This is a genomic window from Streptomyces sp. RB17, from assembly GCF_009604455.1.
GTDB lineage: Bacteria > Actinomycetota > Actinomycetes > Streptomycetales > Streptomycetaceae > Streptomyces.
Genome location: NZ_WEGL01000006.1, coordinates 552,089 through 575,905, shown reverse-complemented (window position 1 = coordinate 575,905; position 23,817 = coordinate 552,089). Strand labels below are relative to the sequence as shown.

Annotated in this window: 19 protein-coding genes; 6 read left to right on the top strand and 13 right to left on the bottom strand. The window is 73.3% G+C overall.

The features are described from left to right. Nucleotides 1–64 precede the first annotated feature (64 nt). From SRB17_RS27830 to SRB17_RS27820, 3 genes are all read left to right on the top strand, one after another. Nucleotides 65–1,360 (top strand): cytochrome P450, encoded by a 1,296-nt coding sequence (locus SRB17_RS27830; protein ID WP_416237094.1) that lies wholly within the window; start codon nt 65–67, stop codon nt 1,358–1,360. Continuing rightward, nucleotides 1,335–2,351, top strand: a complete 1,017-nt coding sequence (locus tag SRB17_RS27825) for a (-)-alpha-amorphene synthase (protein ID WP_323376324.1) — start codon at nt 1,335–1,337, stop codon at nt 2,349–2,351. Before SRB17_RS27830 ends, SRB17_RS27825 begins: the two co-directional genes overlap by 26 nt. A gap of 214 nt (nt 2,352–2,565) precedes the next feature. Beyond that, the gene (locus SRB17_RS27820) at nt 2,566–5,436 is read left to right on the top strand and encodes an ATP-binding protein (RefSeq protein WP_228396311.1); all 2,871 of its coding nucleotides are present in this window, start codon (nt 2,566–2,568) and stop codon (nt 5,434–5,436) included. A gap of 22 nt (nt 5,437–5,458) precedes the next feature. On the opposite strand, the gene SRB17_RS27815 is transcribed toward SRB17_RS27820, so the two are convergent. The 7 genes from SRB17_RS27815 to SRB17_RS27785 form a co-directional block, all read right to left on the bottom strand. After that, the gene (locus SRB17_RS27815; RefSeq protein ID WP_323376323.1) at nt 5,459–7,009 is read right to left on the bottom strand and encodes an acyl-CoA synthetase; all 1,551 of its coding nucleotides are present in this window, start codon (nt 7,007–7,009) and stop codon (nt 5,459–5,461) included. Then, a complete protein-coding gene (locus SRB17_RS27810; RefSeq protein ID WP_153542833.1) occupies nt 7,006–8,118 on the bottom strand; it encodes a nitronate monooxygenase in 1,113 nt (370 codons plus the stop codon). The genes SRB17_RS27815 and SRB17_RS27810 overlap by 4 nt, the downstream gene beginning before the upstream one ends. A 78-nt stretch (nt 8,119–8,196) precedes the next feature. Then, nucleotides 8,197–9,762, bottom strand: coding sequence for a phytoene desaturase family protein (locus tag SRB17_RS27805; protein WP_153542832.1), 1,566 nt, complete (start codon nt 9,760–9,762; stop codon nt 8,197–8,199). A 718-nt stretch (nt 9,763–10,480) separates the two neighbouring features. Next, nucleotides 10,481–12,652 carry a serine/threonine-protein kinase gene (locus tag SRB17_RS27800; protein ID WP_153542831.1) on the bottom strand — a complete coding sequence of 724 codons (2,172 nt, stop codon included), beginning with the start codon at nt 12,650–12,652 and terminating at the stop codon, nt 10,481–10,483. Nucleotides 12,653–12,771: 119 nt separating this feature from the next. Then, on the bottom strand, nt 12,772–13,614 hold the full coding sequence (locus SRB17_RS27795; protein ID WP_153542830.1) for an oxygenase MpaB family protein: 843 nt from the start codon (nt 13,612–13,614) through the stop codon (nt 12,772–12,774). Between the two features lie 9 nt (nt 13,615–13,623). Next, complete coding sequence (locus tag SRB17_RS27790) at nt 13,624–14,802, bottom strand: acyl-CoA dehydrogenase family protein (protein ID WP_323376322.1); 1,179 nt, start codon at nt 14,800–14,802, stop codon at nt 13,624–13,626. A gap of 136 nt (nt 14,803–14,938) precedes the next feature. Then, nucleotides 14,939–15,310, bottom strand: coding sequence for a ferredoxin (locus SRB17_RS27785; protein WP_323376321.1), 372 nt, complete (start codon nt 15,308–15,310; stop codon nt 14,939–14,941). A 165-nt stretch (nt 15,311–15,475) separates the two neighbouring features. Between SRB17_RS27785 and SRB17_RS27780 the strand changes: the two genes are divergently transcribed. Then, nucleotides 15,476–15,841 (top strand): DUF6479 family protein, encoded by a 366-nt coding sequence (locus tag SRB17_RS27780; RefSeq protein WP_228396309.1) that lies wholly within the window; start codon nt 15,476–15,478, stop codon nt 15,839–15,841. A gap of 90 nt (nt 15,842–15,931) precedes the next feature. Here SRB17_RS27780 and SRB17_RS27775 read toward each other — a convergent pair whose 3' ends face one another. From SRB17_RS27775 to SRB17_RS27740, 6 genes are all read right to left on the bottom strand, one after another. Continuing rightward, complete coding sequence (locus tag SRB17_RS27775; RefSeq protein WP_153542829.1) at nt 15,932–16,384, bottom strand: RpiB/LacA/LacB family sugar-phosphate isomerase; 453 nt, start codon at nt 16,382–16,384, stop codon at nt 15,932–15,934. A 71-nt stretch (nt 16,385–16,455) separates the two neighbouring features. Then, on the bottom strand, nt 16,456–17,985 hold the full coding sequence (locus tag SRB17_RS27765; protein ID WP_228396308.1) for an ANTAR domain-containing protein: 1,530 nt from the start codon (nt 17,983–17,985) through the stop codon (nt 16,456–16,458). Nucleotides 17,986–18,106: 121 nt separating this feature from the next. Next, the gene (locus SRB17_RS27760; RefSeq protein ID WP_153542828.1) at nt 18,107–18,565 is read right to left on the bottom strand and encodes an STAS domain-containing protein; all 459 of its coding nucleotides are present in this window, start codon (nt 18,563–18,565) and stop codon (nt 18,107–18,109) included. A gap of 117 nt (nt 18,566–18,682) precedes the next feature. After that, a complete protein-coding gene (locus tag SRB17_RS27755) occupies nt 18,683–19,255 on the bottom strand; it encodes a glycosyltransferase (RefSeq protein WP_416237093.1) in 573 nt (190 codons plus the stop codon). A 386-nt stretch (nt 19,256–19,641) separates the two neighbouring features. Next, a complete protein-coding gene (locus tag SRB17_RS27745) occupies nt 19,642–20,637 on the bottom strand; it encodes a glycosyltransferase family 2 protein (RefSeq protein ID WP_153542827.1) in 996 nt (331 codons plus the stop codon). Continuing rightward, nucleotides 20,634–21,932 carry a carbamoyltransferase C-terminal domain-containing protein gene (locus tag SRB17_RS27740; RefSeq protein ID WP_228396307.1) on the bottom strand — a complete coding sequence of 433 codons (1,299 nt, stop codon included), beginning with the start codon at nt 21,930–21,932 and terminating at the stop codon, nt 20,634–20,636. Before SRB17_RS27740 ends, SRB17_RS27745 begins: the two co-directional genes overlap by 4 nt. A gap of 449 nt (nt 21,933–22,381) precedes the next feature. On the opposite strand from SRB17_RS27740, the gene SRB17_RS27735 reads away from it, so the two are divergent. Both SRB17_RS27735 and SRB17_RS27730 read left to right on the top strand, forming a co-directional pair. Then, nucleotides 22,382–22,534 carry a hypothetical protein gene (locus SRB17_RS27735; protein ID WP_153542826.1) on the top strand — a complete coding sequence of 51 codons (153 nt, stop codon included), beginning with the start codon at nt 22,382–22,384 and terminating at the stop codon, nt 22,532–22,534. Between the two features lie 240 nt (nt 22,535–22,774). Next, a complete protein-coding gene (locus tag SRB17_RS27730; protein ID WP_153542825.1) occupies nt 22,775–23,338 on the top strand; it encodes a hemerythrin domain-containing protein in 564 nt (187 codons plus the stop codon). The last annotated feature ends 479 nt before the right edge of the window (nt 23,339–23,817 follow it).

The following is a 23,817-nucleotide window of genomic DNA, read 5'->3' as shown; positions in this document are numbered from 1 at the left end:
CATATTCCCACTCCTCGGCCACGGTATCGCCTTATACCGGCGGCCGCTGGCGTTTCTGAATTCTTTGCCCGCGCACGGGGATCTGGTCGAGATACGGCTGGGCCCGCAGCGCGCCTGGATCGTGTGCCACCCGGAGCTGACCCACGACGTGCTCATGGATCCGCACACCTACGACAAGGGCGGCCCGCTGTACGACCGGCTCGGAAAGCTGATGGGGGACGGTCTCGTCACCTGCCGCCAGGCGACGCACCGGGACAAGCGCAGGCTGCTGCAACCCGGCTTCCGCCCCTCCCACGTCGCCGCGTACACGGATCTCGTCACCGAGGAGGCCGAATCGGTGTGCCACGCGTGGCAGGCGGGCCGGACGGTTCCCGTCACCGAGGCGATGATGACCCTCACCACCCGCGTGATCAGCCGGGTCCTCCTCTCCGACTCGCTGGACGACCCGACGACCGCCGAGGTGCGGGACTGTCTCACGGACGTCGTCCGAGGCCTGTTCGTCCGCACGGTCGTACCGATCGACGCCCTCTTCCGCCTCCCCGCACCCGCCAACCGCCGCTACCGGCACGCGCTGTCGCGCCTCCACGCGATCATCGACGCGGCGATCGCGGAGCGCCGCCGGGGTGCCGACCGCGACGATGTGCTGGGAACGCTGCTGGCGGCCGTGCGCGGCGACGGCGGAGAGACGCCGATCACCGATCAGGAGGTCCACGACCACCTGATCACGCTGCTGCTCACGGGTGTCGAGGCCCCGGCGCTGTGCCTTGCCGACGCCTTCAGCCTGCTGGCCCGCCATCCGGAGGCGGAGCGCCGCCTGCACGCCGAGCTCGACGCCGTCCTCCCTGGAGGCCGACGGCCCGGCCCAGAGGATCTGCCGCACCTCGTCCACACCCGTTGCGTCGTCTCCGAGACGCTGCGCCACTCCTCGCCCGGCTGGCTGTTCACCCGCGTCGCCACCAGGGACACGGAACTCGCCGGGTGCCGTCTGCCCGCGGGAGCCACCGTTCTGTACAGCCCCTACCTGCTGCACCACGATCCCTCGTCGTTCCCCGACCCCGAGCGTTTCGACCCCGACCGCTGGTTACCGGGGAAACCCACCGCCGAACAGCGCCGCGCGCTGATGCCGTTCTCCGCGGGCAACCGCAGATGCCTCGGTGACGAGTTCGCCATGGTGGAGGCCATCCTGGCGCTCGCGACCCTCGCCGGCCGGCGTCGGCTGCGCCATGTGCCCGGGTATGTCGAACGGCCACCACGCCCGGCGATCACACTGGGCCCGCGCACCCTGGTGATGGCCTGCGAAGCCCGTTACCGCGCATCGGATCCCCGGACGGCAGGTGACCACGTTGTCGACCACACATGAGGAAATCACGGTCGGGGTACACGAGGCGATTCCGGTCTCCACACTCAAGGACCTCATCGACCGCCACCTCCACATGCCCTTCCCGTTCCGGCGCAACCCCCATGAGTCCGAAGCCGCGGCCGGCGTCGCCGCATGGCTGAGTGCGTGGGGGCTGACCGACGAACCGGGTGTGGCGGCGATGATCGCCCGCACTCGTCCGGCCGAGCTCGCGTCCTACAACAGCCCCACCATGGATCCCGGTCTTCTCCAGATCATGGCCGATCAGATTGCCTATCAGTTCGTCTTCGACGACCGTGCGGAGGACACGGGGCGCCGCTCACCGGGCAGGCTGGTGCCCATGCTGTGCGAGAGCATCGCGATTCTGCGGGACGGCGGGCCGCCCAGCACTCCGCTCGGAGCGGCACTGGCCGATCTCCACCGGCAGGTCCGGGAACGCTGCACACCCGCGCAGGCCGCGCGGTGGGCCTGGACAAGCCGTGAATACGTGCACGGCCTGCTGTACGAAGCAGTGGCTCAGACCCACCCCTTTCTGCTGCGGACCGGAGACTGCACCTCGATACGGTCGCTGACCGCGGGTGTCGAACCGTTCCACCCGCTGTGCGAGGCCGCCCAGCCGCATGAGCTTTCCCCTGCCGAACTCCACCATCCCGTCGTACGGCGACTGAGCCGTCTGTCGGCCGACGCGGCGGTGTGGATACCCGACCTGTTCTCCGCGGTGAAAGAACAGCGCGCGGGCGAAATGATCAATCTGGCCCTTGCCCGCCAGCGCGAACACGGATGCTCTCTGCAGACCGCCGTCCTGCTGGCCATCCAGCAGATCAACCGCACGATCGAGGAGCTCCAGAGGCTCTACGCGGAGATCGAACCGCAGTTGAGCCCGGCAGGCGTCGGCTATGTGGAGGGCATGATCGGCTGGATCCCCGGGTGCTACTACTGGTCCCGCACCGTGCCACGGTACGCGGACGTGGCGTCGGTGCCCGCCCAGCCGTAGTCTCCCTGTCGCGCGGCGGCGGGAACGGATGCATTCAGACCTCCTACCCGGCGAGCGGGCGTTGTCCCATCCTCCAGCCGTCGATTCACCTCATGGAGTCCAGCCCGGCCTGCCACACCGCCACGAGGCGTACGCTCGGCTTCCCCGGGCCGAACGAATGAAGGCGGTACGGCACATGGCGATGGAGCCGCGGCACCCGATCACGGAGCAACGGATGTTGATCGAGCGCCGACGGGAACTTCAGGCCCTGGATGCCGCGTTCCAGGAGTTGCGGCGTACCACGGACGGCGTGCCGCGCGCGAGGCGCAGGGGACTGCTCGCCTTCACCGGGCCGGCCGGGCTGGGCAAGACCGCCCTCGTCTCGGAAGCACGTGCCCGGGCCGCGGCCCATGGATTCACGGTGCTGTCGGGCAGGGGCGGGGAGACGGAACAGGGGTCGGCGTTCCGCGTGGTACGCCAGTTGGTGCAGCCGTCCCTGGCCGCCATGGACGGGGCGGACCTCCGCTCGTTCCTGGGAAGCTGGTACGACATCGTCGCCGCCGCGCTCGGTCTCGAAGCGAGGCGCTCCGCCCCCGCGCCGGACCCGACCGGGGTCCGCGAAGGCCTCGACTGGGTCATGACCCGCCTCACCGTGAAGAAGGCGCCGGTCGTCCTGCTGCTCGACGATCTGCACTGGGCGGACGCCGAGTCCCTGACCTGGCTCGCCTCCTTCGCCCCACGGGTCGAGGACCTCCCTATGCTGATCGTGGTGGCCTACCGGCCCGACGAGTTGCCGCCCGAGGCGGGCGAGATCCGTTCGCTGGTCGGACACCGGGGGAACCGCCCCCATGACCTGGCGCTGCTCACCGCCGACGGCGTGGCGCAGATCGTCAGGAACGACATCGGGGAGGCGGCCGAGGACCGATTCTGCAAGGAGTGCTGGTCGGCCACCGGCGGAAGTCCCTTCGAGGCGGTGGAGCTCGCCATCGGACTCGCCGAGCGGAGACTGAGCGGCACCGAGGACGACCTGCCCGCGATGCGTGAGCTCGCCGCGGCGATCAAGGGGCCGGGGCTGATCGAGCGGCTGGAACGGCTGGACACGGCGACCGTCCGCTTCGCGCACACCGCCGCCGTTCTGGGCTCGCCCTTCTCACCGCAGCTCGCCGCGACCATCGCGGTGCTCGGCGACGAGGCCGCCGTCGACGCGACCCAGCAGTTGCGCGCGGCCCGCATCCTGGCCGACGGCCATGGTCCGGAGGGTGAGCTCGAGTTCGTTCACCCACTGATCGCCACGACGATCTACCGGTCCATCCGCACCGGCTTCCGGGTCGGTCTGCACAACACCGCCGCGCAGACCGTGCTGGCCGCGGGATACGGCCCCACCGCCGCCGCCCGGCATTTGCTGGAGGTCCCCTGCGAGGGCAGTTCCGAGACGGTCGCGTGCCTGCGCGAGGCAGCCCGCGCATACCTCCGCGCCGGGGCGACCGAGGCCGCCCGGCGGCTGCTGGCCCGCGCTCTGCAGGAGCCGCCCCTTCCCGAGGACCGTGCCGCGCTCCTTCACGAACTCGCCTGCGCCACATTCCTGATCGAGCCCACGGCCACGGTGCGCCATCTCCGCCAGGCGCTGGCGGAACGCGACATCGACCCCGATCTGCGTGCCTCCATCGTCTTTCGGCTGACGCAGGCTCTGGCCCACACCGATCAGCTGGCCGAGGCCGTGAGCGTGGCCGCGAAAGAGGCGAAGCACGCCACGAATCCGCGCGTCAAACTGCGGATGCAGGCCGATCAGTTCGTCTGGAGCATGGTCCGCACCGACGACCCCGACTCACCCGCCCGCTCCCGGACACTGGCACGGCTGGCCGAGCAGTTGCCCGGCCGCGGTCCGGAGGAGCGCTACATCCTGGGACTGCGGGCGTGGGATGCGGTCAAGCGCGGCGAACCGCGGGAGACCGCCCTCGCGTATGCCGAGAAGGCACTGCACGGCGGCATGAGCTGGATCGACGAGAACCACGGTTTCGAGGTGCCCGTTTCGGTCGCCCTGGTGTTCATGTACGGCGACCAGCCGCGACGGGCCGAGGAGTTGTTCAACAAAGGCATCGCCGAGTGCGTGGCCAAGGGCTGGCGCGGTTCCCATCTGGCCCTCGGTCAGACCCTCGCCGGCTACATCGGATACCACCGGGGCTGCCTGTCCGAGGCCGAGGACCTCGCACGGGAAGGTCTGCGCATCGCTCACCGAGTGCCCGGCGCCGTACCCGCGCAGTGGTTCGCCGTCGGCATCCTGATCCAGACACTGCTGGCCCGTGGGCGCATCACCGAGGCGCGCGCACTCGCCGACGAGCACCGGTTCGGTGAGACGACCCCGAACGCCGTCATCTACCCCGATCCCCGGACGGTGTACGCCGAACTCCTCCTGGCGGAGGGACGGCACACCGCAGCGGCGGTACTGTTGTCCGCGGTCGGAGACTGGCTGGACGGACGGGCCTGGCGGAACCCGGCCTGGTGCCCGTGGCAGCTCCACCTCGCCTCCGCGCTCGCCCCCACCGCCCCGGACGAGGCGGTCGGCCACGCACAGGACGCCGTGAAGCGCGCCCGGGACTTCGGTGCTGCCTCGACCATCGGTCAAGCCCTGCATGCTCTCGCCGAGGTGACCGGCGGGCCGGCGGCGCTCGACCTGTACGCAGAGTCCGTCCACCATCTGGAACAGTCTCCCGCCGCCTACGAGCTCGCCCGCGCCCAGATCGGCCACGGCGCCGCACTGTCCCGCAACGGGCGGCTGCAGGAAGCCGCCGACCGGCTCTACCAAGGCCTGGAAGGCGCCGTCCACTGCGGAGCCGAGGCACTGGCCGCCCGGGCCCGGGAAGAACTCTCGGTGGCCGGACTGCGCCCGCTGCCCCTGCGCTATGTGCAGGCGGACACCCTGACCGCTCAGGAACACCGGGCCGCCGAACTGATCGTGCAGGGACACCCGGTGCCGGTCATCGCGGGCGAACTGCGCCTCACCGAGCAGGGCGTGCGGCTGTTGTTGTCCTGTGTGTTCCGCAAGGCCGGCACCGACGCCGCGGGCCTCGCCGCATTCCTGGAGAGCTGTCCGCACCGTCGCCGGTGAACCCGTCGGTCCCGGATCCCGGTCACACCGCCCGCGTACGCCCCTCCCAGTACGGGTCCCGCAGCCGCCGCTTGTACAGCTTGCCGTTGGGGTCGCGGGGCATCTCGGTGGTGAAGTCGACGCTCCTGGGCCGCTTGTAGCCGGCGAGCCGCTCGGCGCAGTGGTCGAGGAGGGCGGCGGCGAGGGCCGGGCCCGGCTCGTGGCCGGGGGCCGGTTCGACGACGGCCTTGACCTCCTCGCCCCAGTCGTCGTGCGGGATGCCGAAGGCGGCGGCGTCGGCGACGGCCGGGTGGGAGAGCAGCACGGACTCGATCTCGGCAGGGTAGATGTTGACCCCGCCGGAGATGATCATGTCGATCTTGCGGTCGCGGAGGAAGAGACAGCCGTCCTCGTCGAGGTAGCCGAGGTCGCCGACGGTGAAGAAGTCGCCGATGCGGTTCGTGCGGGTCTTGGCCTCGTCCTTGTGGTACGAGAAGCCGCCGGTGCTCATCTTCATGTAGACGGTGCCCAGTCGGCCCGCGGGGAGCCGGTTGCCGTCGTCGTCGAAGACCGCCAGTTCGCTGATGGGCCAGGCCCTGCCGACCGTGCCGGGCTTCTTCAGCCACTCCTCGGCGGTGGCGAAGGCGCCGCCGCCCTCGCTGGCCGCGTAGTACTCCTCCACACAGTGCCCCCACCAGTCGATCATGGCCCGCTTGACGTGGTCCGGGCAGGGGGCGGCGCCGTGGATGGCGTGCCGCATGGACGAGACGTCGTAGCGGGCCTTCACCTCGTCCGGGAGGGCCAGCAGGCGGTGGAACTGGGTCGGGACCATGTGGGTGTGCGTGCACCGGTGGGTGTCGATGAGGCGGAGCATGTCCTCGGGGGTCCACTTGTCCATCAGGACCAGGCGGTGGCCTATGTGCAGGGACGCGCCCGCGAACTGCAGGACGGCCGTGTGGTACAGCGGTGAGCAGACCAGGTGGACGTTGTCGTCGAACGGCTTGATGCCGAAGATGCCGAGGAAGCCGCCCAGATAGGCCTCCTCCGGTGCCTTGGCGGGCAACGGACGGCGGATGCCGCGCGGGCGTCCCGTCGTACCGGAGGTGTAGTTCATGACCCAGCCGAGTTCCCGGCCCCCGGGGGCGGACTCCGGTTGTCCGTCCAGGAGTTGGCCGTACGGCCGGAAGCCGGCGACCTCGCCGACCGCGTACCGGTGGCTCGCCGGCAGTCCCGCCTCGTCGGCGGCGGCCCGGGCGGCTGCGCCGAAGCGCTCGTGGGCGATGAGCACCTTCGCGCCGGAGTCGGCGACGATCCAGGCGATCTCGGGGCCCACGAGATGGTGGTTGACCGGCACCAGATAGAGGCCGGCCTGGGTGGCGGCCAGGTAGGCGGTGACGAACTCGACGCCGTTGGGCAGGACGGCGGCGAAGGCGTCGCCGCGTTCCAGGCCGGCCGCGCGCAACCCGTGCACCAGCCGGTTGGCGGTGCCGTGCAGTCGTCCGGCGGTCCACTCCTCGCCGTCGGGGGCGACGAGGACCGTGCGGTCGGGGTTCTGCGTGGCCTGGGCCCAGAATCCGGCGGGGGGTGTGCTCACGACTGGCCGCTCCTTCCGGCGATGCGGTTGATGCGGTCCACGGCCTTCTCGAAGCCGCGGGTGAGGTCGTCGAGGACGGCCTGGACACTGCGTTCGCTGCTCATCCGGCCGACGATCTGCCCGACCGGCGTGCCGAGCAGCGGTTCGACCTCGTACTTCTGGATCCGGGAGACCGCCTCGGCCACCAGCAGCCCCTGCAGCGGCATGGGCAGGGTGCCGGGCCCGGCCGGGTCGTCCCAGGCGTCGGTCCACTCGGTGCGGAGCTGGCGTGCGGGCTTGCCCGTGAGGGCACGGGAGCGGACGGTGTCGCCGGACCCGGCGGCGAGCAGTTTGCGGGTGAGGGCGGGTGAGTGGAGATCGGCCTCTGTGGTGGTCAGCCATATGGAGCCCAGCCACACTCCCTGCGCGCCGAGTGTGAGGGCGGCCGCCACCTGCTGTCCGCTGCCGATGCCGCCCGCGGCCAGGACGGGCAGCGGGTCGACGGCTTCCACGACTTCGGGGGTGAGCACCATGGTGGCGATCTCGCCGGTGTGGCCGCCGGCCTCGTAGCCCTGGGCGACGACGATGTCGATGCCCGCCTCCTGGTGCTTGCGGGCGTGCCGGGCGCTGCCCGCCAGCGCGGCGACCTGCACGCCCCGGTCGTGGGCGCGGGCGACGACGTCGGCGGGCGGGGAGCCGAGGGCGTTGGCCAGCAGCTTGATCGGATGGTCGAAGGCGACGTCGAGCTGGGTGCGGGCGACCTGCTCCATCCAGCCGGTGATCCGCCACCCGGACGCCTCGCCCTCGGCCAGTCCGGGGACGCCGTACCTGGCGAGGGTGTCCCGCACGAACTGCCGGTGCCCTTCCGGGATCATCGCCTCGACATCCGCTTCGGTCACGCCCTCGACCTTCTTCGCCGGCATGACGACGTCCAGCCCGTAGGGCCGGCCGCCGGCGTGCGCGTCGAGCCAGTCGAGGTCGCGTTTGAGGTCGTCGGGGGCGGTGTAGCGGACCGCGCCGAGCACGCCGAAGCCGCCGGCCCGGCTGATGGCCGCGGCGACGGCGGGGAACGGCGTGAAGCCGAAGACGGCGTGCTCGACTCCCAGTTTCCTGCTCAGCTCCGTCTGCATGGGCGCAGGATGCCGCAGCCGGCCGGACGACGGAAGACCTTTTCTGACGTTCCGTCAGATTCTTTGGGTACGGCGCCCTTACTCGGTGGTCTCCAGCACCGCCATCGCCGAGTTGTGCCCCGGCACCCCGCTCACCCCTCCCCCGCGCACCGCGCCCGCGCCGCACAGCAGGACGTTCGCGTGCCGAGTCTCCACGCCCCAACGACCGGTGTCTTCCTGGACGTACGGCCAGGACAGGGCCCGGTGGAAGATGTTGCCGCCGGGCAGCCTGAGGTCCCTCTCCAGGTCGAGCGGGCTCTTGGCCTCGATGCAGGGGCGGCCGTCGGCGTCGGTGGCCAGGCAGTCGGCAAGGGGTTCGGCGAGGTGGGCGTCGAGCTGGGCGAGGGTGGATTCCAGAAGTTCCTCGCGTACGGCGTCGTTGTCGCGGTCGAAGAGGCGGGCCGGGGTGTGCAGGCCGAACAGGGTGAGGGTCTGGTAGCCGCGCCCGGCGAGGTCGGGGCCGAGGATGGTGGGGTCGGTCAGGGAGTGGCAGTAGATCTCCGAGGGCGGGACGGCGGGGAGTTCACCGGCGGCGGCCTGGGCGTGGGCGGTGGCGAGCTGCCCGTAGCCCTCGGCGATGTGGAAGGTGCCGGCGAAGGCCTCGCGCGGGTCGACGGAGGCGTCGCGCAGCCTGGGCAGCCGGGTGAGCAGCATGTTGACCTTGAGCTGGGCGCCCTCGGCGGGCTCGGGCGACGGGTCGCCCGTCAGGCCGGCCAGCTCCTGCGGGGAGGCGTTCACGAGGACGTGCCGGGCGGCGGCGACGCCCTCGCCGTCGGCGGTGCGGTAGGTGACCTCGGCGGTCTGTCCGTCGGTGGCGATCCGGACCGCCTCGTGCCCGGTCGCGATGACCGCGCCCGCCGAGCGGGCCGCGGCGGCCAGGGCGTCGGTGAGCGCGCCCATGCCACCGACGGGCACGTCCCAGGCGCCGGTGCCGCCGCCGATGACGTGGTAGAGGAAGCAGCGGTTCTGGGCGAGGGAAGGGTCATGGGCGTCGGCGAAGGTGCCGATCAGGGCGTCGGTGAGGACGACGCCCCGCACCAGGTCGTCCGTGAAGTTCTCCTCGACGGCGACGCCGATGGGCTCCTCGAACAGGGCCCGCCAGGCGGTCTCGTCGTCGATGCGGCGGCGCAGTTCGTCGCGGCTGGGCAGGGGCTCGGTGAGGGTCGGGAACACACGCTCGGCGACGCGGGTGGTCATGCCGTAGAAGCGCTGCCAGGCCTGGTACTCGCGCTCGCCGCCGGTCAGCCGGGCGAAGGCCTCCCTGGTGCGCTGCTCACCGCCGCCGACGAGGAGTCCCGTGGGCCGGCCGTCCCGTTCCGCCGGGGTGTACGAGGAGATGGTGCGGCCGCGGACCCGGAAGTCCAGGCCGAGATCGCGCACGATCTTCTGCGGCAGCAGGCTGACCAGGTAGGAGTAGCGCGACAGCCGGGCGTCGACACCGGCGAAGGGGCGCGTGGAGATCGCGGCGCCGCCGGTGTGGTCCAGCCGTTCCAGCACCAGCACCGTGCGGCCCGCCCGGGCGAGGTACGCGGCGGCGACCAGGCCGTTGTGTCCACCGCCGACGATGACGGCGTCGTATGTGCGGGTGTGCTCGTTGGCAGGCATGGTTCTTCGTAACACGTGATGATCCATTACGGCCAGAGCTGCGCCCCGAGCGTGGTGCGGGCGGTGTCGGGTGGGGGTGGGTGGCCTCGGTCGGGACGGGAGCGCCTTGGGCGGGGGTGGACGGCCTCGGTGGGGACGGGAGCGCCTCGGGCGGGGCGACGTGATGCCTCGGCCGGGGGCACGTGATGCCTCGGCCGATAGCCGGGGGCGCGTCGGCCGGGGTATGCCCGGGGCTGGCGGCCGCCGTCAGTCACGGCCATGAGCACACGGCCGAAGGCAGGTGGCCCCAGCCGTACGGCACCGAGCACACGACCGACGACGGGCGAGGAGCGCCTCGGCCGGGAACCAAGTGCGCCTCGGCCGGGGCGTGCCCGGGGCAGGCGGCCGCCGTCAGTCACGGCCATGAGCACACGGCCGAAGGCAGGTGGCCCCAGCCGTATTCCCCTTGCCCACACGACGGATGACGAGCGGCCCCAGCCGTATGCCCCCGCCCACACGACCGACGACGAGCAGCCCCAGCCCTACACCCCCGCCCACACGACCGGCGGCGGGCCGCTCCGCGGGTGCGGCCTTGAGCACGGGGCCGCAGGCCGCTGGTACCGGCGCGCGCCCTTGATCTTTGGCCCGGCGTCCCGGGTCACGCGCACCGAACCGGCGACCCGAGGCCGGCGGCCCCGGTCGCACGCCCTGATCAGGCAACCGCGGCAGGCGGTCTCCGTCAGGCTCCGCCGGACGCGTGCCGTTGGTGGACGACCGCGACCCTGCGGTACAGCTCGCCGGCCTCGGCGCCCCGGCCGAGCCGCTCCAGACAGTGGGCCTCGTCGCCGCGCGCGGCGAGGGTGTCGGGGTGGTCCGCGCCGAGGGTCTGCTCACGGGTGGCGGCGACCCGCCGGTACTCGGCGAGAGCTTCGGCCCAGCGGCCGAGCCAGCCGAGGGCGACCGCGATCTCGCGGCGGCTGACGAGCGTGTCGGGATGGGCGGGCCCGAGGACCTGCTCGCGGAGCAGACAGACGTCGCGGGCCTCGGTCAGGGCGTCCGCCCAGCGCCCGAGCCGGCCGAGGTTGACCCCGAGGCCGTGCCGGGCGCGCAGGGTCTCGGGATGGGTGGGGCCCTGGACGCGGGTGCGGTCCACGATCAGCTCGCGGTACACGCGCAGGGCGTCCGCGCTGCGGCCGAGGCGGCCGAGGCTGAGGGCGGTCTCGTAGCGGGTGGCGAGGGTGTCGGGATGGTCGGCGCCGAGGACGCGCGCTCTGGCCTCCGCGACCTCGTGGTAGAGGCGCAGGGCCTCCTCCCAGCGGCCCGACTGGCCCTGGACGTAGGCGACTTCGTAGCGCGAGACCAGGGTGTCGGGATGGTCGGGACCGAGCACCCGGGCCCGGGCGGCGGCCACCTCCAGCGCCGTACGGCACGCGTCGTCCAGGCGGCCGAGCCGGCCGAGGGTGCAGGCCAGGTTGTGCCGGCAGCGCAGGGTGTCGGGGTGGTCGGGACCCATGGCGCGCACCCGGGCGGCCAGCACCTCCGTGTACACCTGGTGGGCCTCGAAGTGGCGTCCCAGCCGGCCCAGCGCGTAGGCCGTCTCCTGGCGGGCGGCGAGGGTGTCGGGGTGGTCGGATCCGAGGATGCGCGCGCCGGCCTCGGCGAGGTCCGTGTAGGCGGCCAGCGCCTCGGCGACCCGGCCGGCGCGGACGAGGGCGAAGGCCGCGTCGTGGCGACCGGTCAGGGTCTCGGGGTGGTGGGGGCCCGTGCGCTGCGCGGGTTGTGCCGGGCGCTCCGCGGTGAGGGGCGGTACGGGTCGCCGAGCGTCCGCGGGTCCGTCGTGGCCGGTCGCGCCCACACGGCCGTCGCCGCATGTCGGACGCGGCCCCGCGCCCTTTCGGGGCGCAGCCCATGGGCCGGACAGTGCCGCCCCCGCGTCCGGGGGCAGGGCGCCCGGTCCGGCGCCCAGCGCCTTGTGGCCGGTGGTCATCCCCCAGGTCCAGGACGGCAAGCGAGCCGCGCGTCTCGGCTCCGGGATCTCCGCGGCCGTGACAGAGGTGGCCGCCCCGCGCCCGCCCCGGATCCTGCGGACCAACTCGGCGGCGTCGCAGGGCCGTTCCTCCGGCCGCTTGGCCAGCAGGTCGAGGATGATCCGTTCAAGGGCGCCGGGCAGCTCGGGGCGCAGTTCGCGTGGGGGCCGGGGTGGGGTGTCGCGGTGGCCGATGAGGATCGCCCAGGCGTCCTCCAGGTCGAACGGCGGCGCCGCGGTGGCGATTTCGTAGAGCACGCAGCCCAGCGAGTACAGGTCGCTGCGCTGGTCCACCGCGTCGCCGCCGATCTGTTCCGGGGACATGTAGTGCGGAGTGCCCAGCGCCACACCGGTGCCGGTGAGCCGGGCGGTGAAGCCGATGCCGTGGCCGAGGCGGGCGATCCCGAAGTCGCAGATCTTCACGGTGCCGTCGGTCAGCCGGACGATGTTGGCCGGTTTCAAGTCACGGTGCACGACGCCCTGTCGGTGGGTGTACGAGAGAGCGGCGGCGACCTGCGCCGCGATGTCCTCCACGTCCTCCACGGGCAGCGGATGCCCCTTGTTGTCCTGCAGCAGCCGGCTCAGATCGCGGCCCTCCAGGAACTCCATCACCAGGTACGGGACCCCGTCGGACTCGCCGAAGTCGTGGACGACGGTCACCCCGCGGTGCGAGAGCCCTGCGGCCACCCGGGCCTCGCGGCGGAAGCGCTCGCGCAGCACCCGGGCGAGGGCCGGATCGTGGTACGGGCCGAGCGGTTTGAGGCACTTCACGGCCACCTGCCGGCCCAGGGACTCGTCCAGGGCCCGCCACACCTCGCCCATGCCGCCCCGCCCGATCAGGTCGAGCAGCCGGTACCGGCCCTGAACCAGCCTGTTCTCCCCCATAGCGATCCGCCGCCCCCGTCGCCGTCCGCCCCGCCGTGGGAGGCCGCAGCCGGACCGCGCCCGGCCGCACCGCGCCGGCCCGATCCACGCCACACCCCCTGCTCGCCCAGTATGGCGGCCTATCGCCCGACTTTGTACGGTGCCGGGCGCGCCCCCGGTCCCAGCCGCGCCATGGCCCGCAGGATGTGTTTGGGCGGCAGTTGCCAGCGCACACGTGCGGGAACGCACCGCAGCAGCGCGCCCGTGGCCCGCAGCCGGCGGGTGACGACGGCGGGTGCGGGGGCCGGTCTGCCGTACAACTCGTGGGCGTACGGCGGCAGAGCGGCGTACGCCAGTTGGGCCACGCGCCGCCACAGCGCCTCGCGCGCCGGGACCAGAAGGGGATGCGTCGGCGGTCGGAGCAGGAAGTCGTCCACCTCGCGTGCCTCGGGTCCCGCCGCCAGTTCCGGCCGTACCTTCTCGAAGTACGCGGCGAGTTCGGCCCGGCTCGCCGGCACGGTCTCCGGCTCGAGGCCCACCAGGCGGGCGCTGACGCGGTGTTCGGCTATGTACCGGTCGGCCTGGGCATCGGTGAGCGGGTAGCCGGAGCGGCGCAGGACGTGCAGATAGGAGTCGATCTCCGCGCAGTGCACCCAGAGCAGCAGCGCGGGTTCGCCGACGCCGTACCGCTCGCCGGTGTCCGGGTCGGTCGCCGTCAGCATGCCGTGGATCTTCCGCACCCGGGCGCCGGCCCGCTCGGCGGCCTCGGTCGTGCCGTACGTCGTCGTCCCGACGAAGTTCGCGGTGCGCATCAGCCGGCCCCAGGCGTCGCGGCGAAAGTCGGAGTTCTGCATGACGCCTCGCACCGCGCGCGGGTGCAGGGCCTGGAGGTAGAGCGCGCGGACGCCGGCGACCCACATCATCGGGTCGCCGTGCATCTGCCAGGTCACGGATGTCGGCGTGAAGAGCCCGGGGTCGCCCATGCCCGCAGGCTAGCGCCGCACCCTGGGCATCCCCAGGCCGATCCAGGAGATGATCTCGCGCTGGATCTCGTTGTTGCCGCCGCCGAAGGTGAAGATGACCGCCGAGCGGTAGCCGCGCTCCAGCTCGCCGTGCAAAACGGCACCCGCCGAGCCCTCCTTCAGCGGGCCCGCGGCCGCGACGATCTCCATGAGCCAGGCGTAGGCGTCGCGGCGGGCCTCGGAACCGTAGACCTTGACGGCGGAGGCGTCCTGCGGGGTGAGCGTGCCGTCCTCGACGGCGCCGACCATCTGCCAGTTGAGCAGCTTCAGCGCGTCGAGCCGGGTATGGGTGCGGGCGAGCAGCCGGCGCACCCAGGGCAGGTCGGCGACCCGGCGGCCGTCGGCGAGCTTGGTGTCCATGGCCCAGCGCTGGACGTCGTGCAGGGCGCGGATGGCCATGGTGCCGTGCGCGGCGAGGGTGACGCGTTCGTGGTTGAGCTGGTTGGTGATCAGGCGCCAGCCCTGGTTCTCCTCGCCGACGCGGCGGGAGACGGGGACGCGGATGTTCTCGTAGTAGCTCGCGGTGGTGTCGTGCGAGGCGAGCGTGGTGATGACGGTGCAGGAGTAGCCGGGGTCCGACGTCGGCACCAGCAACATGGTGATGCCCCGGTGCGGCGGGGCGGCGGGGTCGGTGCGGGTGGCCAGCCAGACCCAGTCGGCGGTGTCGCCGTTCGTCGTCCAGATCTTCTGCCCGTTGACCACGTACGCGTCACCGTCGCGTACGGCCCTGGTCTTGAGGGAGGCGAGATCGGTGCCGGCGTCGGGCTCGCTGTAGCCGATCGCGAAGTCGATCTCGCCGGAGAGGATGCGCGGCAGGAAGTACGCCTTCTGCTCCTCGGTGCCGTACCGCATGAGCGTCGGGCCGACCGTGTTCAGCGCCATCAGCGGCAGCGGTACGCCCGCCTGGGCGGCCTCGTCGAAGAAGATGAACTGCTCCATCGCCGTCATGCCGCGCCCGCCGTACTCCTTCGGCCAGCCGACGCCGAGCCAGCCGTCGGCGCCGAGCCGGCGGATGGTGTCGCGGTAGAACCGCTTCTGCGCGACCGGGTCGGCGTACCGGGCGTATGCGTTGTCCGGAACCAGTTCGGCGAAGTAGGCGCGCAGTTCGGCGCGCAGTCGCTGCTGCTCGGGCGTGTGGTCGAGATGCACGGCGCCTCCAGGGTCCCCACGGGCGGTCCTGACGGCGCACACCGTAGAACGTGTTTCAGAAATAGGGAATGACGCTCCCTGGGGGAATTCCGCTGGGGTCACCCGAGGCGGCGTAGGAAGAGGAGCAGGAAGAGGATCACACGAGGCAGCGCAGGAACTCCGAGCAGGCGTCGGCACAGGACCGGCAGGTGGCCGCCGCCGACTCGGCGCCGGGATGCTCGTCGAAGGCGCGCGCGCACTCCAGGCAGACCGAGCGGCACCACTCCAGCCGGACCCGGATCTCGTCCTCGTCCTGCCGGCTCTCCTCGCACAGCACGTGGCACGTGGCGTCGCACACCTCGGCGCACATGATGCCCAGCCTGCGCACCCGCTCATGGCACTCGGTGCCGTCCGGGTCGACCAGGCTCGCGCGCACCGCACAGGCCCGGGCGCACTCCGTGCACGCCTGGGCACAGGCGAATCGGTCCTCCAGGAACCGGTAGAGCTGCTGCGAAGTCGGCGATGTCACACCGTGCGGGTAGCCGGGGTACCGGGCCACAAACCACCGCGACCGGCCGGATGGCGCCCCGGACGCACCGGGACGGGCCATGGGAGGTGCCGGGTCGCCGTCCGTTCACCACCAGTCACGCACGGTGTCCGGTTCGTCCGGTTCTGGGCGGGGTATCCCTGTCCTATGAACACCGCATCGATGCAGCTGGCCGCGGCGAGCGGTCTGATGAGCCTCGTCCTGTTCGTCGTGGCCGTGGGCCTCCTGGCGCTGCTCGCCGGCGGCTTCTGGATGACCTCCCGCGTCAAGTACCGCGAGTCCCCTCGGCCGCGGCCGGAGGAGCAGCCCAAGCTGCCGCCGGAGGGCCCGGTGCGCGAGCTGCGGGAGAACAGGGATTACGAGGAGGTCCCCCCGACCCCCGAGGGCGGCCGTCCGCTCACCCCGTACGACCTGAGGAACCAGGACTCCAAGCCGAGCGCGACCAAGGAGCGTCCGCGCTGGAGCCGGGGTTCCAGCGGCTCGTTCGGTGGCGGCGGACTCGGCGCCCACTGACCCCCGGCCCTGACGACCACCGAATCCGAACACCGAGTCACTCCACACACCGAGTCACTCCACCCGGCCCGCGGCGGGCCGCCGTACGCCTCAGGAATTCCGGGCGGCGTCCAGGCGGCCGACGCGGGCCACGTTCTGCCGGTCCTCGGGGTCCTGGCTGGGCTCGCCGGCGAACCAGGCGTCGAGGATCTCCTTCAGCAGCGGTTCGGAGGTCAGGCGCAGGCTCAGGGCCAGCACGTTGGCGTCGTTCCAGCGGCGCGCGCCGTCCGCCGTCACGGCGTCCGTGCACAGCGCCGCACGCACGCCGGGCACCTTGTTGGCCGCGATGGACGCGCCCGTACCGGTCCAGCAGCACACCACCGCCTGCTCGGCCTCCCCCTCGGCCACGTCCCGGGCGGCCGCCTCCGAGCAGGCCGCCCACTGCGCGTCGGCCCCGGGCCGCAGGGCGCCGTGCGAGCGCACAGCGTGGCCGCGCCTCCTCAGCTCGTCGACGAGGAGGCGGGCCACGGGTTCGTCCATGTCGGAGGAGACGGAGATCCGCATACCGGTGAGATTAGTGCCTGCGGCGGGGTCGGCGCCCCGAAGGCTGCGGCGGGATCAGGCTGTGATCCGTTTCAGGGGTGATCGGGCCGCTGTGCCGGGGGCACGCCTCCGCCTTCGCCGCCGCCCTTCTTTCCCTTCTCCGAGCCGTGCGGACGGCCGCCCGCGTCGCGACCGCCCGTCTGGCGAGCCTTGAACTGGCCGCTGTCCTGCGGGGTGGCGCCTCCCTGGTCGCTGCGCCGCTGTTCGGGCTGCTGCGGATTGGACGTGCGCCGGACTCCCTCCAGGTGGTGCGTGGCGCCTGCGGGCTCCGGTTTCCCCGGCCGGCGCGGGTCACCCCCACCGTCCTCGGCGGGCGCGGCGGTGCCGGTCACCGTCCGGTGGAGGTGTTCGAGGGCGTCGAGGAGCACCGAGCGGTGGTACCAGCTCAGCCAGGCGGCCGTGTCGGAGGCCAGCAGGCCGAGGGCCTCGGCCTGGGCGGCGGCCGGCCGGTGCCCGGGGTCGGGCCACTGCAGTGTGATCACGCCGGTGCAGGAGCCGGCCGAGGACAGCACGGGGACGCTCTGCAGGGCACCGGTGCCGGTGCTCAGCAGGACGCGCCGGGCCTCGTCGGAGAGCAGCGCGTCGGCGGCCACGTCGGGCACGCTCACCCGGCGCCCGCGCAGCCGGGCGAGCGCGTCGGCCGTGCCCTCGTCCCGGCCGCGCACGAGCAGGTCGAGAAACGTGTCGGCGCAGCCGTGCTGGGTCTCCAGCATCAGCGCGTTCACGGCCGGGTCCACGAACCGTACGTATCCGGCCGGCGCCCGCCCGATGGCCAGCGCCTCGTGCAGCACGGCGTCGATCATCTGCCGCCGGTAGCGGGGGTCGCGGCCGTCGCGGGCCAGGATCCGCAGCTGCGGCACGGGCAGTGAGCGGCGGCCCGGGAACCACACCTCGCCGTCGGGGGGCCGGGCCACGACCACGGCGGAGACGAGGACGCGCAAGGGCACGTTGAACCGCTGCGAGGCCTCGCGCAGCGCCCGGAAGGCGGTGCCGGAGTCCGGCAGGCCGTAGCGGACCATGAGCACGCCCTGCGCCATGCCGATGACCGGGGCGGTGCGCACCCGGGCGCGCAGTGCCCGGACCTCCTTGCGCAGATCGTCGTAGCTCGGGCGCAGCGGATCCGCCATCTGCGACCGCCAGGCGGGCAGCTCCTCCACCCGGGTGGCGGCCCGAGCCAGATCCCGCAGGGCCTCGTCGAGGGTGGCGTAGAGCCGGACGCCGTCCAGGCGGGCGAGATGCACCGCCTCGCGCACGCCGGGCCGGGCGCGGACGATGATCAGGTCCGGGCGTCCGGTGCGCGCCCGGGTCGCCTCGCTGAGCGTGTGCAGCACCGCGGCACCGCCGAGCTGCACATGGGCCATGTCCAGGACGGGCCGCAGCCCCGCCCGGTCCGCCTGGTCCAGGTGGCCCCGCAGCTCCGCCGACCAGGCCTGGGCGCCCGCGGCGTCGAGGCTGCCGGACATGCGCAGCAGCAGCGCGGCCTCGGCGGGCAGCCCGTCCACGACGGACGACTCGATGACGAGCGGCGCCGGGGCGGCGGAGGGGTCGGAAGAGGGGTTCATGACATCACCCGGGCAAGACGGCGCGACGAACTCGGGCGGCCTCTTCCTGACGGCTGTGCACGGTGACGGCCCGCCGCTCGGCCGCGCCCTCCACCGCGCCGGACGGGGCGGGCCGGGGTGCTCACCAACCGGTGCCGCCGGACCGTGGACCGGCCCGCCTGCGGGCCTCCAGGGAGTTCAGGGCGGACGCCAGCGTGGCGTGCACCCGGACGCCCGGCAGTCCCGCGGCGCGCAGCGCCTCCCGCACATGCGGCCGGGGCTGTACGACGGGCAGGGCGCGGCCGGAGAAGGCCAGGGCGCCGGTGGCCCGGTCCACGGCCCGCACCGCGGCCGCGCAGGCGAGGTACACCTCGGTCATGTCCAGCACGGGGTGTTCGCCGGCCCGCTCGGCCTGGGCGATGTGCTCGGCGAGGGTCTCGGAGAACTCCGTGGCATTGCCGGCGTCGACGGTGCCCCGCGCCTTCAGGACGCTGACGGCGCCGGCCTCGGGCCGGTGTTCGTGCACGGTCTGCAGGAGCAGCGGGGCGGTGCCGCCGGGGCGGACCCGGGCACGGGACAGCTGACCTTTTTCCATGGGCATGGGGCTTTCCTGGAGGGAGAAGGATCAGCCAGCCGCGTCTTGACCGGGACGTTCACTCTGCCCCCGCCCCACGCCTGACGCAACGATTCTCCACGGGCGTGTCGCAACGGAGGCGGGTCAGCCGACACACCGCCGGGCGGGTGAGGTTCGACGGGCCCGCTCCAGCGCCGCCGGCCGGCGTTCCAGGTCGGGCGACACGGGGTCGTGCTGCCGCAGCACCCACGGCAGCCCGGCGGTGGCGCGGGCGAAGGCGCGCGCGGAGGCGAGTCCCGGAGCACGGTGCGCATCAGATGTCCAGTGCGGCGGAGCACCGGTAGCAGGGGGCGGCGCAGCCAGGTGAACCACAGGGTGTCGCGGATGCCGAGGACGCGGCGGGCCGTGCTGGCGCGCAGCCGGGCGGCCTGGTGGCGGACGGTGAGGTTCTCCTCGCTCGCGCAGCTCCCGTAGGACGGGATCCCCGGTGCCGTCCGGTCCGATCATGGTCCGCGCGGTGAGGGCGGCGAGCCGGGGTCGGGCGTCGAGCAGGTCGGCGGCGCGCCGCAGGCTGCCGGGCTGCCACCAGGTGTCGTCGTCGCAGAAGGGGATGTAGGGCGTGCGCGCGTGCCGGACGGCGATGTCGCGGCCGACGGCCCCCAGGTTGCGGTCCGGGCGCAGCAGCGTCATCTCGGGGGCACGAAGGTGGTGAGCCACGATCCGTGCACGTGCCGGACGAGGATGGACGTCGGCTGCGATGTCACCGATCACCGGGCATCCGGCGGGCGGGACGTCGAGTCGTGCGGCGGCCGTGCGGACCAGGCCCGGGCGCGGCTTGCGCCAAGGGCAGCCGGCGTCCGGGGCGTGCGGGCGGAACACCCAGGTGTCGAGGCCGCTCTGCAGGCGTCGGCGCGTTCGTTGACCCGGCGTACGGCGTCGGTGGGCAGTCCGCGGCCGATGCCGGACTGGTTGCCGACGACACCGGTGGCCAGGCCGTGGGAGCGCGCCAGTGCTACGGCCGCCGCGACGCCGAGCAGGAGCCGGACGGGGCACGTCCGCCACGAGGGTGCCGTCGCGGTCGAACAGGACGGCGCAGAAGGGGATCACCCGGCACCTCCCGGCGGTTCGGCGTGCCGGTGGCGGACGACTCCGCGCAGCCAGTCCCGGACGGCGAGGGGCGGGATGAGCACGCTGGTGCCGACCATCCCGGCGACCTCCCGGGCGGTACGGGGGCCGGGCAGGATCCGGGCGAGGGCGAACTCGGCGGTGCCGAGCGTCCACAGGGCCGCGCAGGCCGTCGCCGCGCGCCGGCGTCCGGCGAGGGCGCACGCGGCGGCGGCCAGCGCCGCACCGGTCACGGCCAGGTGGCGGGGCAGCCGGCCGCGGGGTGCCCGGGCGCGGGCCCACCAGTCGCGGCCGCGCAGCCGGTTCATCAGCGCGTCGTCTGCGTTGCCGCGCTGCGCGGGCAGCGAGGCCCACCAGTGGGCCGGTCGGACCGGGTGACAGGTGATCCGGCGGCCGCGCCGCAGCGTCCAGCCGGCCCGCTGCACCCGCTGGGCGAGATCGGCGGCCTCGCGGAAGGCGCGCGGGAAGCGTTCGTCGAAGCCGTCGACCCGGGTGAGCGCCTCGGTGCGGTAGGCCATGTCGGCCGTGGTCCAGGCGGCGTTCTCCAGACCCTCGGTGCCTCGTTCCCAGTCGGTGGGCCGGCGGTCCAGGGGCAGGGGGACACACAGCTGTCCCTGGATGCCGCCGACGTCCTCACCGGCCTCGCGCAGGTCCTGGGCGAGCAACCGGGACCAGTCCGGCAGCACCGTGACATCGTCGTCGAGGAAGACCGTCCAGGGTGTCCCGGCGGTGCGCCAGCCGGCGTTGCGGGCGGCGGCCGGGCCCCTGCCGCCGGTGCGCAGGGTCCGTATCCGCTCGCGCAGCGGCCCGGCCGCCGCCAGCGGCAGGTCGCCGTCGCACTCGGACCGGTCGTCCACGACGATCACCTCGCGCGGGGGATGCCCCTCGGCCCCGGCGAGCGCGCGCAGGCACTCGGCGAGGCAGGGCCGGCCGATCGTCGGGACGACGACGGTGTAGGCGGGCGCGCCGGTCATGCGAACGCCTTCCCGCGGCGGATCGCGAACGGGCCGAGCACCAGCAGCTCCACGGGCGCGGAGCCGAAGCACTCCAGGGCGTCGCGCGGGTCGTCGACCATGGGCCGGCCGGCGGCGTCCAGGCTGGCGTTGACGGCCACCGGCAGCCCGGTGCGCCGCTCGAATCCGTCGGTCATCCACGCGACCAGAGGCTCCTGGCCGCGGTCGACGGTCCGCATGCGGGCCGTGCCGTCGACGTGGACCACGGCCGGGATGCGGGCCTTCCAGGCCGCGGCCACGTCGTGCACGAAAGGCATGTGCGGGCTGGGCAGCGGTCCGTCGAAGATCCCGGCCGCGCGTTCCGCGAGCACCATGGGCGCGACCGGCCGGAGCTCCTCGCGACTCTTGACCGCGTTGCGCTGCTCCAGGCCGGCGGACTTGCCGGGGCGGGCGAGCGGCGAGCGGTGGCCGAGCGCGCACGGCCCGTACTCGCCGCGGCCCTGGAACCAGGCCACGATCCCGTCGGCGGCCGTCTCGGCGATGTCGGCGGGCTCTTCGCAGTCGTACGGTACGGCGGCCCGCTCCAGCCACTGGCGAAGCTCGGCGTGGCTCCAGCAGCGGCCGAGCGCGGCGGTCGGCATCGGCTCCAGGGTGTCCTCCTGGCCTGCCACGTGCGCGGCCGCGCCCAGGGCCGTACCGGCGTCCCCGGCGGCCGGTTGCACCCGCACGTGCCGGAAGCCGCTCTCCCGCCACAGCCGCGTGTTGGCCACGCAGTTCAGCGTGACACCGCCGGCCATGGTCAGCGCGTCCTCGCCGGTGCGCCCGCGCAGCCACCGGGCCGGCGCGAGCACGGCCTCCGCCAGGCAGAGCCGGGCGCCGGCGGCGCGGTCGGCCTGGTCCCCGCTCCAGGCTCCGCCGACCGGACGAGCACGGACGAGATCGGCCCAGGGGACGGGCCGGGCGCCGAAACCGCCCTGCGCGTCGGCCTGGACGTACTCCCGCAGCCGCTCGGCGACGCGCGGGGTGCCGTAGGGGGCGAGCTCGGAGGTCGAGGCGAGCACGAGGCGCGCCCCGTCGCGTGCGGCGATCGTGAGCGCGTTGCGGGTGCCGAGACGGCCGACGTCCAGGGTCTCCGGGGGCAGGCGCAGATGGTCGGCGGGCGAGGCGGGGCCGACGAAGTGCAGCACCGGGTCGTACGGCGCCGGCAACAGTTGCGCGCCGTCGGGCGGGGAGATGTCGAGCCTGTGGGAGCCGAGGAAGCCGGCGCCTCCGGTCACAAGGGACCGCCGCCGGGAAAGCGGTGTGCCACCGGTCATGGGGGCTGTTCCTTCGTCCACGTCGTCGCGCCCGGGGAACGCTCCTGCCTGGGCGTTCGGCGCGTACCGTGTCGCCGGGGCAGAGCTGGTCGGCCCCCTGGGGGAGGTGCTGGGGAAACAGGCACAGGGCTCGGGCCCCGCTGGTCCGGGGGACCCGCCCTGGTAGGCCGCCGCTTGCTGGACGGCACCGGCGATGAGTTTCCCCACCAGTTGGTTTCACGCGTTGCATTCTCATTCTCCGGAGGGCCGGGTACTCGCGCGACTCCAGCGATGGCGGAGCAGGTGGAGACGGCCCCGCTGCTGCGAGGTCTGCGGCAACCCGACCCGGCACGAGACCGCGTGGAGCCTGGGATTCTGTCCCGGCGAGCAGTCGCTGGAGGCGGCCCGGTCGGAGGCGTACGACACGTTGCTCTTCGTGTGCGGTCACCCGGGACGGCAGTCCAGCGCCCGTGACCGCGGGGGTGCTCTCCCACGGGCACGGCGAGTACGGCGCCCGCCGCCGGCACGAGAAGGTCGACGCGCGGCTCACCGGCTGGCCGGCCAACAAGGACGCGCGTGCCTGCCGGCCGACACCCGCCTGGCCACGGCCGAACAGTTCCTGACGCTGGCGGCGCCAGGGACGGCGCCCAGGTACGGGCGATCGACTGGCCGGCGCTGGTGGGCGCGGAGACGCTGAGCGAAGAGTTCCTCGACCACTGGTGGCGGTGGGCACTGTCCGGGGCAGGTCGGCCCGCCGCGGCCCGGCAGCGGATGCGCCGTGTAGCCCGTCGTACGCGGGGCACTCGGCGCGGCGACGGCAGGCCGCTCATGGGCGGCCGCGATGTCTTGCAGGAGGTGACGACATGGGTCACGGCGGAAACGTCATCCAGGAGCTGACGACCGATCACCGTGAGGTGGAGGAGCTCTTCGGCCGTATCGAGGCACTGCCGCCCGGTTCCAAGGACCGCAAGAACCTCGCCGACCAGGCGACGATCGAACTGGTACGGCACTCGGTCGCGGAGGAGTCCTATCTGTACCCGGCGGTGCGCGAGCACATCACCGGCGGGGACGCCATGGCCGACAAGGAGATCGAGGACCACGCCAAGGCCGAGCAGATCATGAAGGACATGGAGGACCTGCAGGCGGACGACGCCCGGTTCGACACGCTCATGACACAGCTGATGAGCGAGATCCGGTCGCACATAAGGGACGAGGAGCAGAACCTCTTCCCGAAGCTGGAGACCGCCTGCCCGGCGGACGCGCTGATGCACCTCGGCGACCAGGTGCGCCGCGCGAAGAAGATGGCCCCCACCCGCCCGCACCCCTCGGCACCGGACACTCCCCCGGCCAACAAGCTGCTCGCCCCGGCAGCGGGCCTGGTCGACCGGATGCGCGACGCGCTGTCGGGCCGGGGAAAGGAGAGCTGAGCCGAGCCGAGGAAGAGCTGGGGCGGGGGGGGAGATTCGGGTCGGGGAAGGTGGGGGCGGGGGAAGGAGAGCCCAGGTGGGGCGGCCGAGCAGGGGCGGGGAAAGACAGCTGCGGCGGGAGCGGCCGAGCAGGGGCGGGGGATCGAGAGCTGCGGCGGCTGGGTTGTGGCGAGGGCGGGGACCGGTCTGACCGCGCCGGGGATCGGGGCCGGTTGACCCGGGCGAGGGACGGGCGACGAGGCGGGCCAGGGGGCGGCGGTCGGGCAGCCGGGAGAAGCTTCCACGCAGCCCGGCGCAGCGCGCACGGCCGGACCCGCGTCCGGCCGAAGCGACAGTCGGGGAGCCGGGGGCACAACGCGGCTCGGCGCAGCGCACATGGCCCGACGCCCATCAGACCAGCGCGACGGATCGGGCCGACGACCGCCGGCCAGACACCCGGAGCGCCACCACGCAACTCGAGCCAGCACGCATAGCCGGAC

Excerpts from the sequence above, each read along its gene's own strand:
- SRB17_RS27820 (WP_228396311.1), top strand. The coding sequence starts at position 2,566 with ATGTTGATCGAGCGCCGACGGGAACTTCAGGCCCTGGATGCCGCGTTC.
- SRB17_RS27810 (WP_153542833.1), bottom strand. The coding sequence starts at position 8,118 with ATGCAGACGGAGCTGAGCAGGAAACTGGGAGTCGAGCACGCCGTCTTC.
- SRB17_RS27805 (WP_153542832.1), bottom strand. The coding sequence starts at position 9,762 with ATGCCTGCCAACGAGCACACCCGCACATACGACGCCGTCATCGTCGGC.
- SRB17_RS27800 (WP_153542831.1), bottom strand. The coding sequence starts at position 12,652 with ATGGGGGAGAACAGGCTGGTTCAGGGCCGGTACCGGCTGCTCGACCTG.
- SRB17_RS27795 (WP_153542830.1), bottom strand. The coding sequence starts at position 13,614 with ATGGGCGACCCCGGGCTCTTCACGCCGACATCCGTGACCTGGCAGATG.
- SRB17_RS27780 (WP_228396309.1), top strand. The coding sequence starts at position 15,476 with ATGAACACCGCATCGATGCAGCTGGCCGCGGCGAGCGGTCTGATGAGC.
- SRB17_RS27775 (WP_153542829.1), bottom strand. The coding sequence starts at position 16,384 with ATGCGGATCTCCGTCTCCTCCGACATGGACGAACCCGTGGCCCGCCTC.
- SRB17_RS27765 (WP_228396308.1), bottom strand. The coding sequence starts at position 17,985 with ATGAACCCCTCTTCCGACCCCTCCGCCGCCCCGGCGCCGCTCGTCATC.
- SRB17_RS27760 (WP_153542828.1), bottom strand. The coding sequence starts at position 18,565 with ATGCCCATGGAAAAAGGTCAGCTGTCCCGTGCCCGGGTCCGCCCCGGC.
- SRB17_RS27745 (WP_153542827.1), bottom strand. The coding sequence starts at position 20,637 with ATGACCGGCGCGCCCGCCTACACCGTCGTCGTCCCGACGATCGGCCGG.
- SRB17_RS27740 (WP_228396307.1), bottom strand. The coding sequence starts at position 21,932 with ATGACCGGTGGCACACCGCTTTCCCGGCGGCGGTCCCTTGTGACCGGA.
- SRB17_RS27730 (WP_153542825.1), top strand. The coding sequence starts at position 22,775 with ATGGGTCACGGCGGAAACGTCATCCAGGAGCTGACGACCGATCACCGT.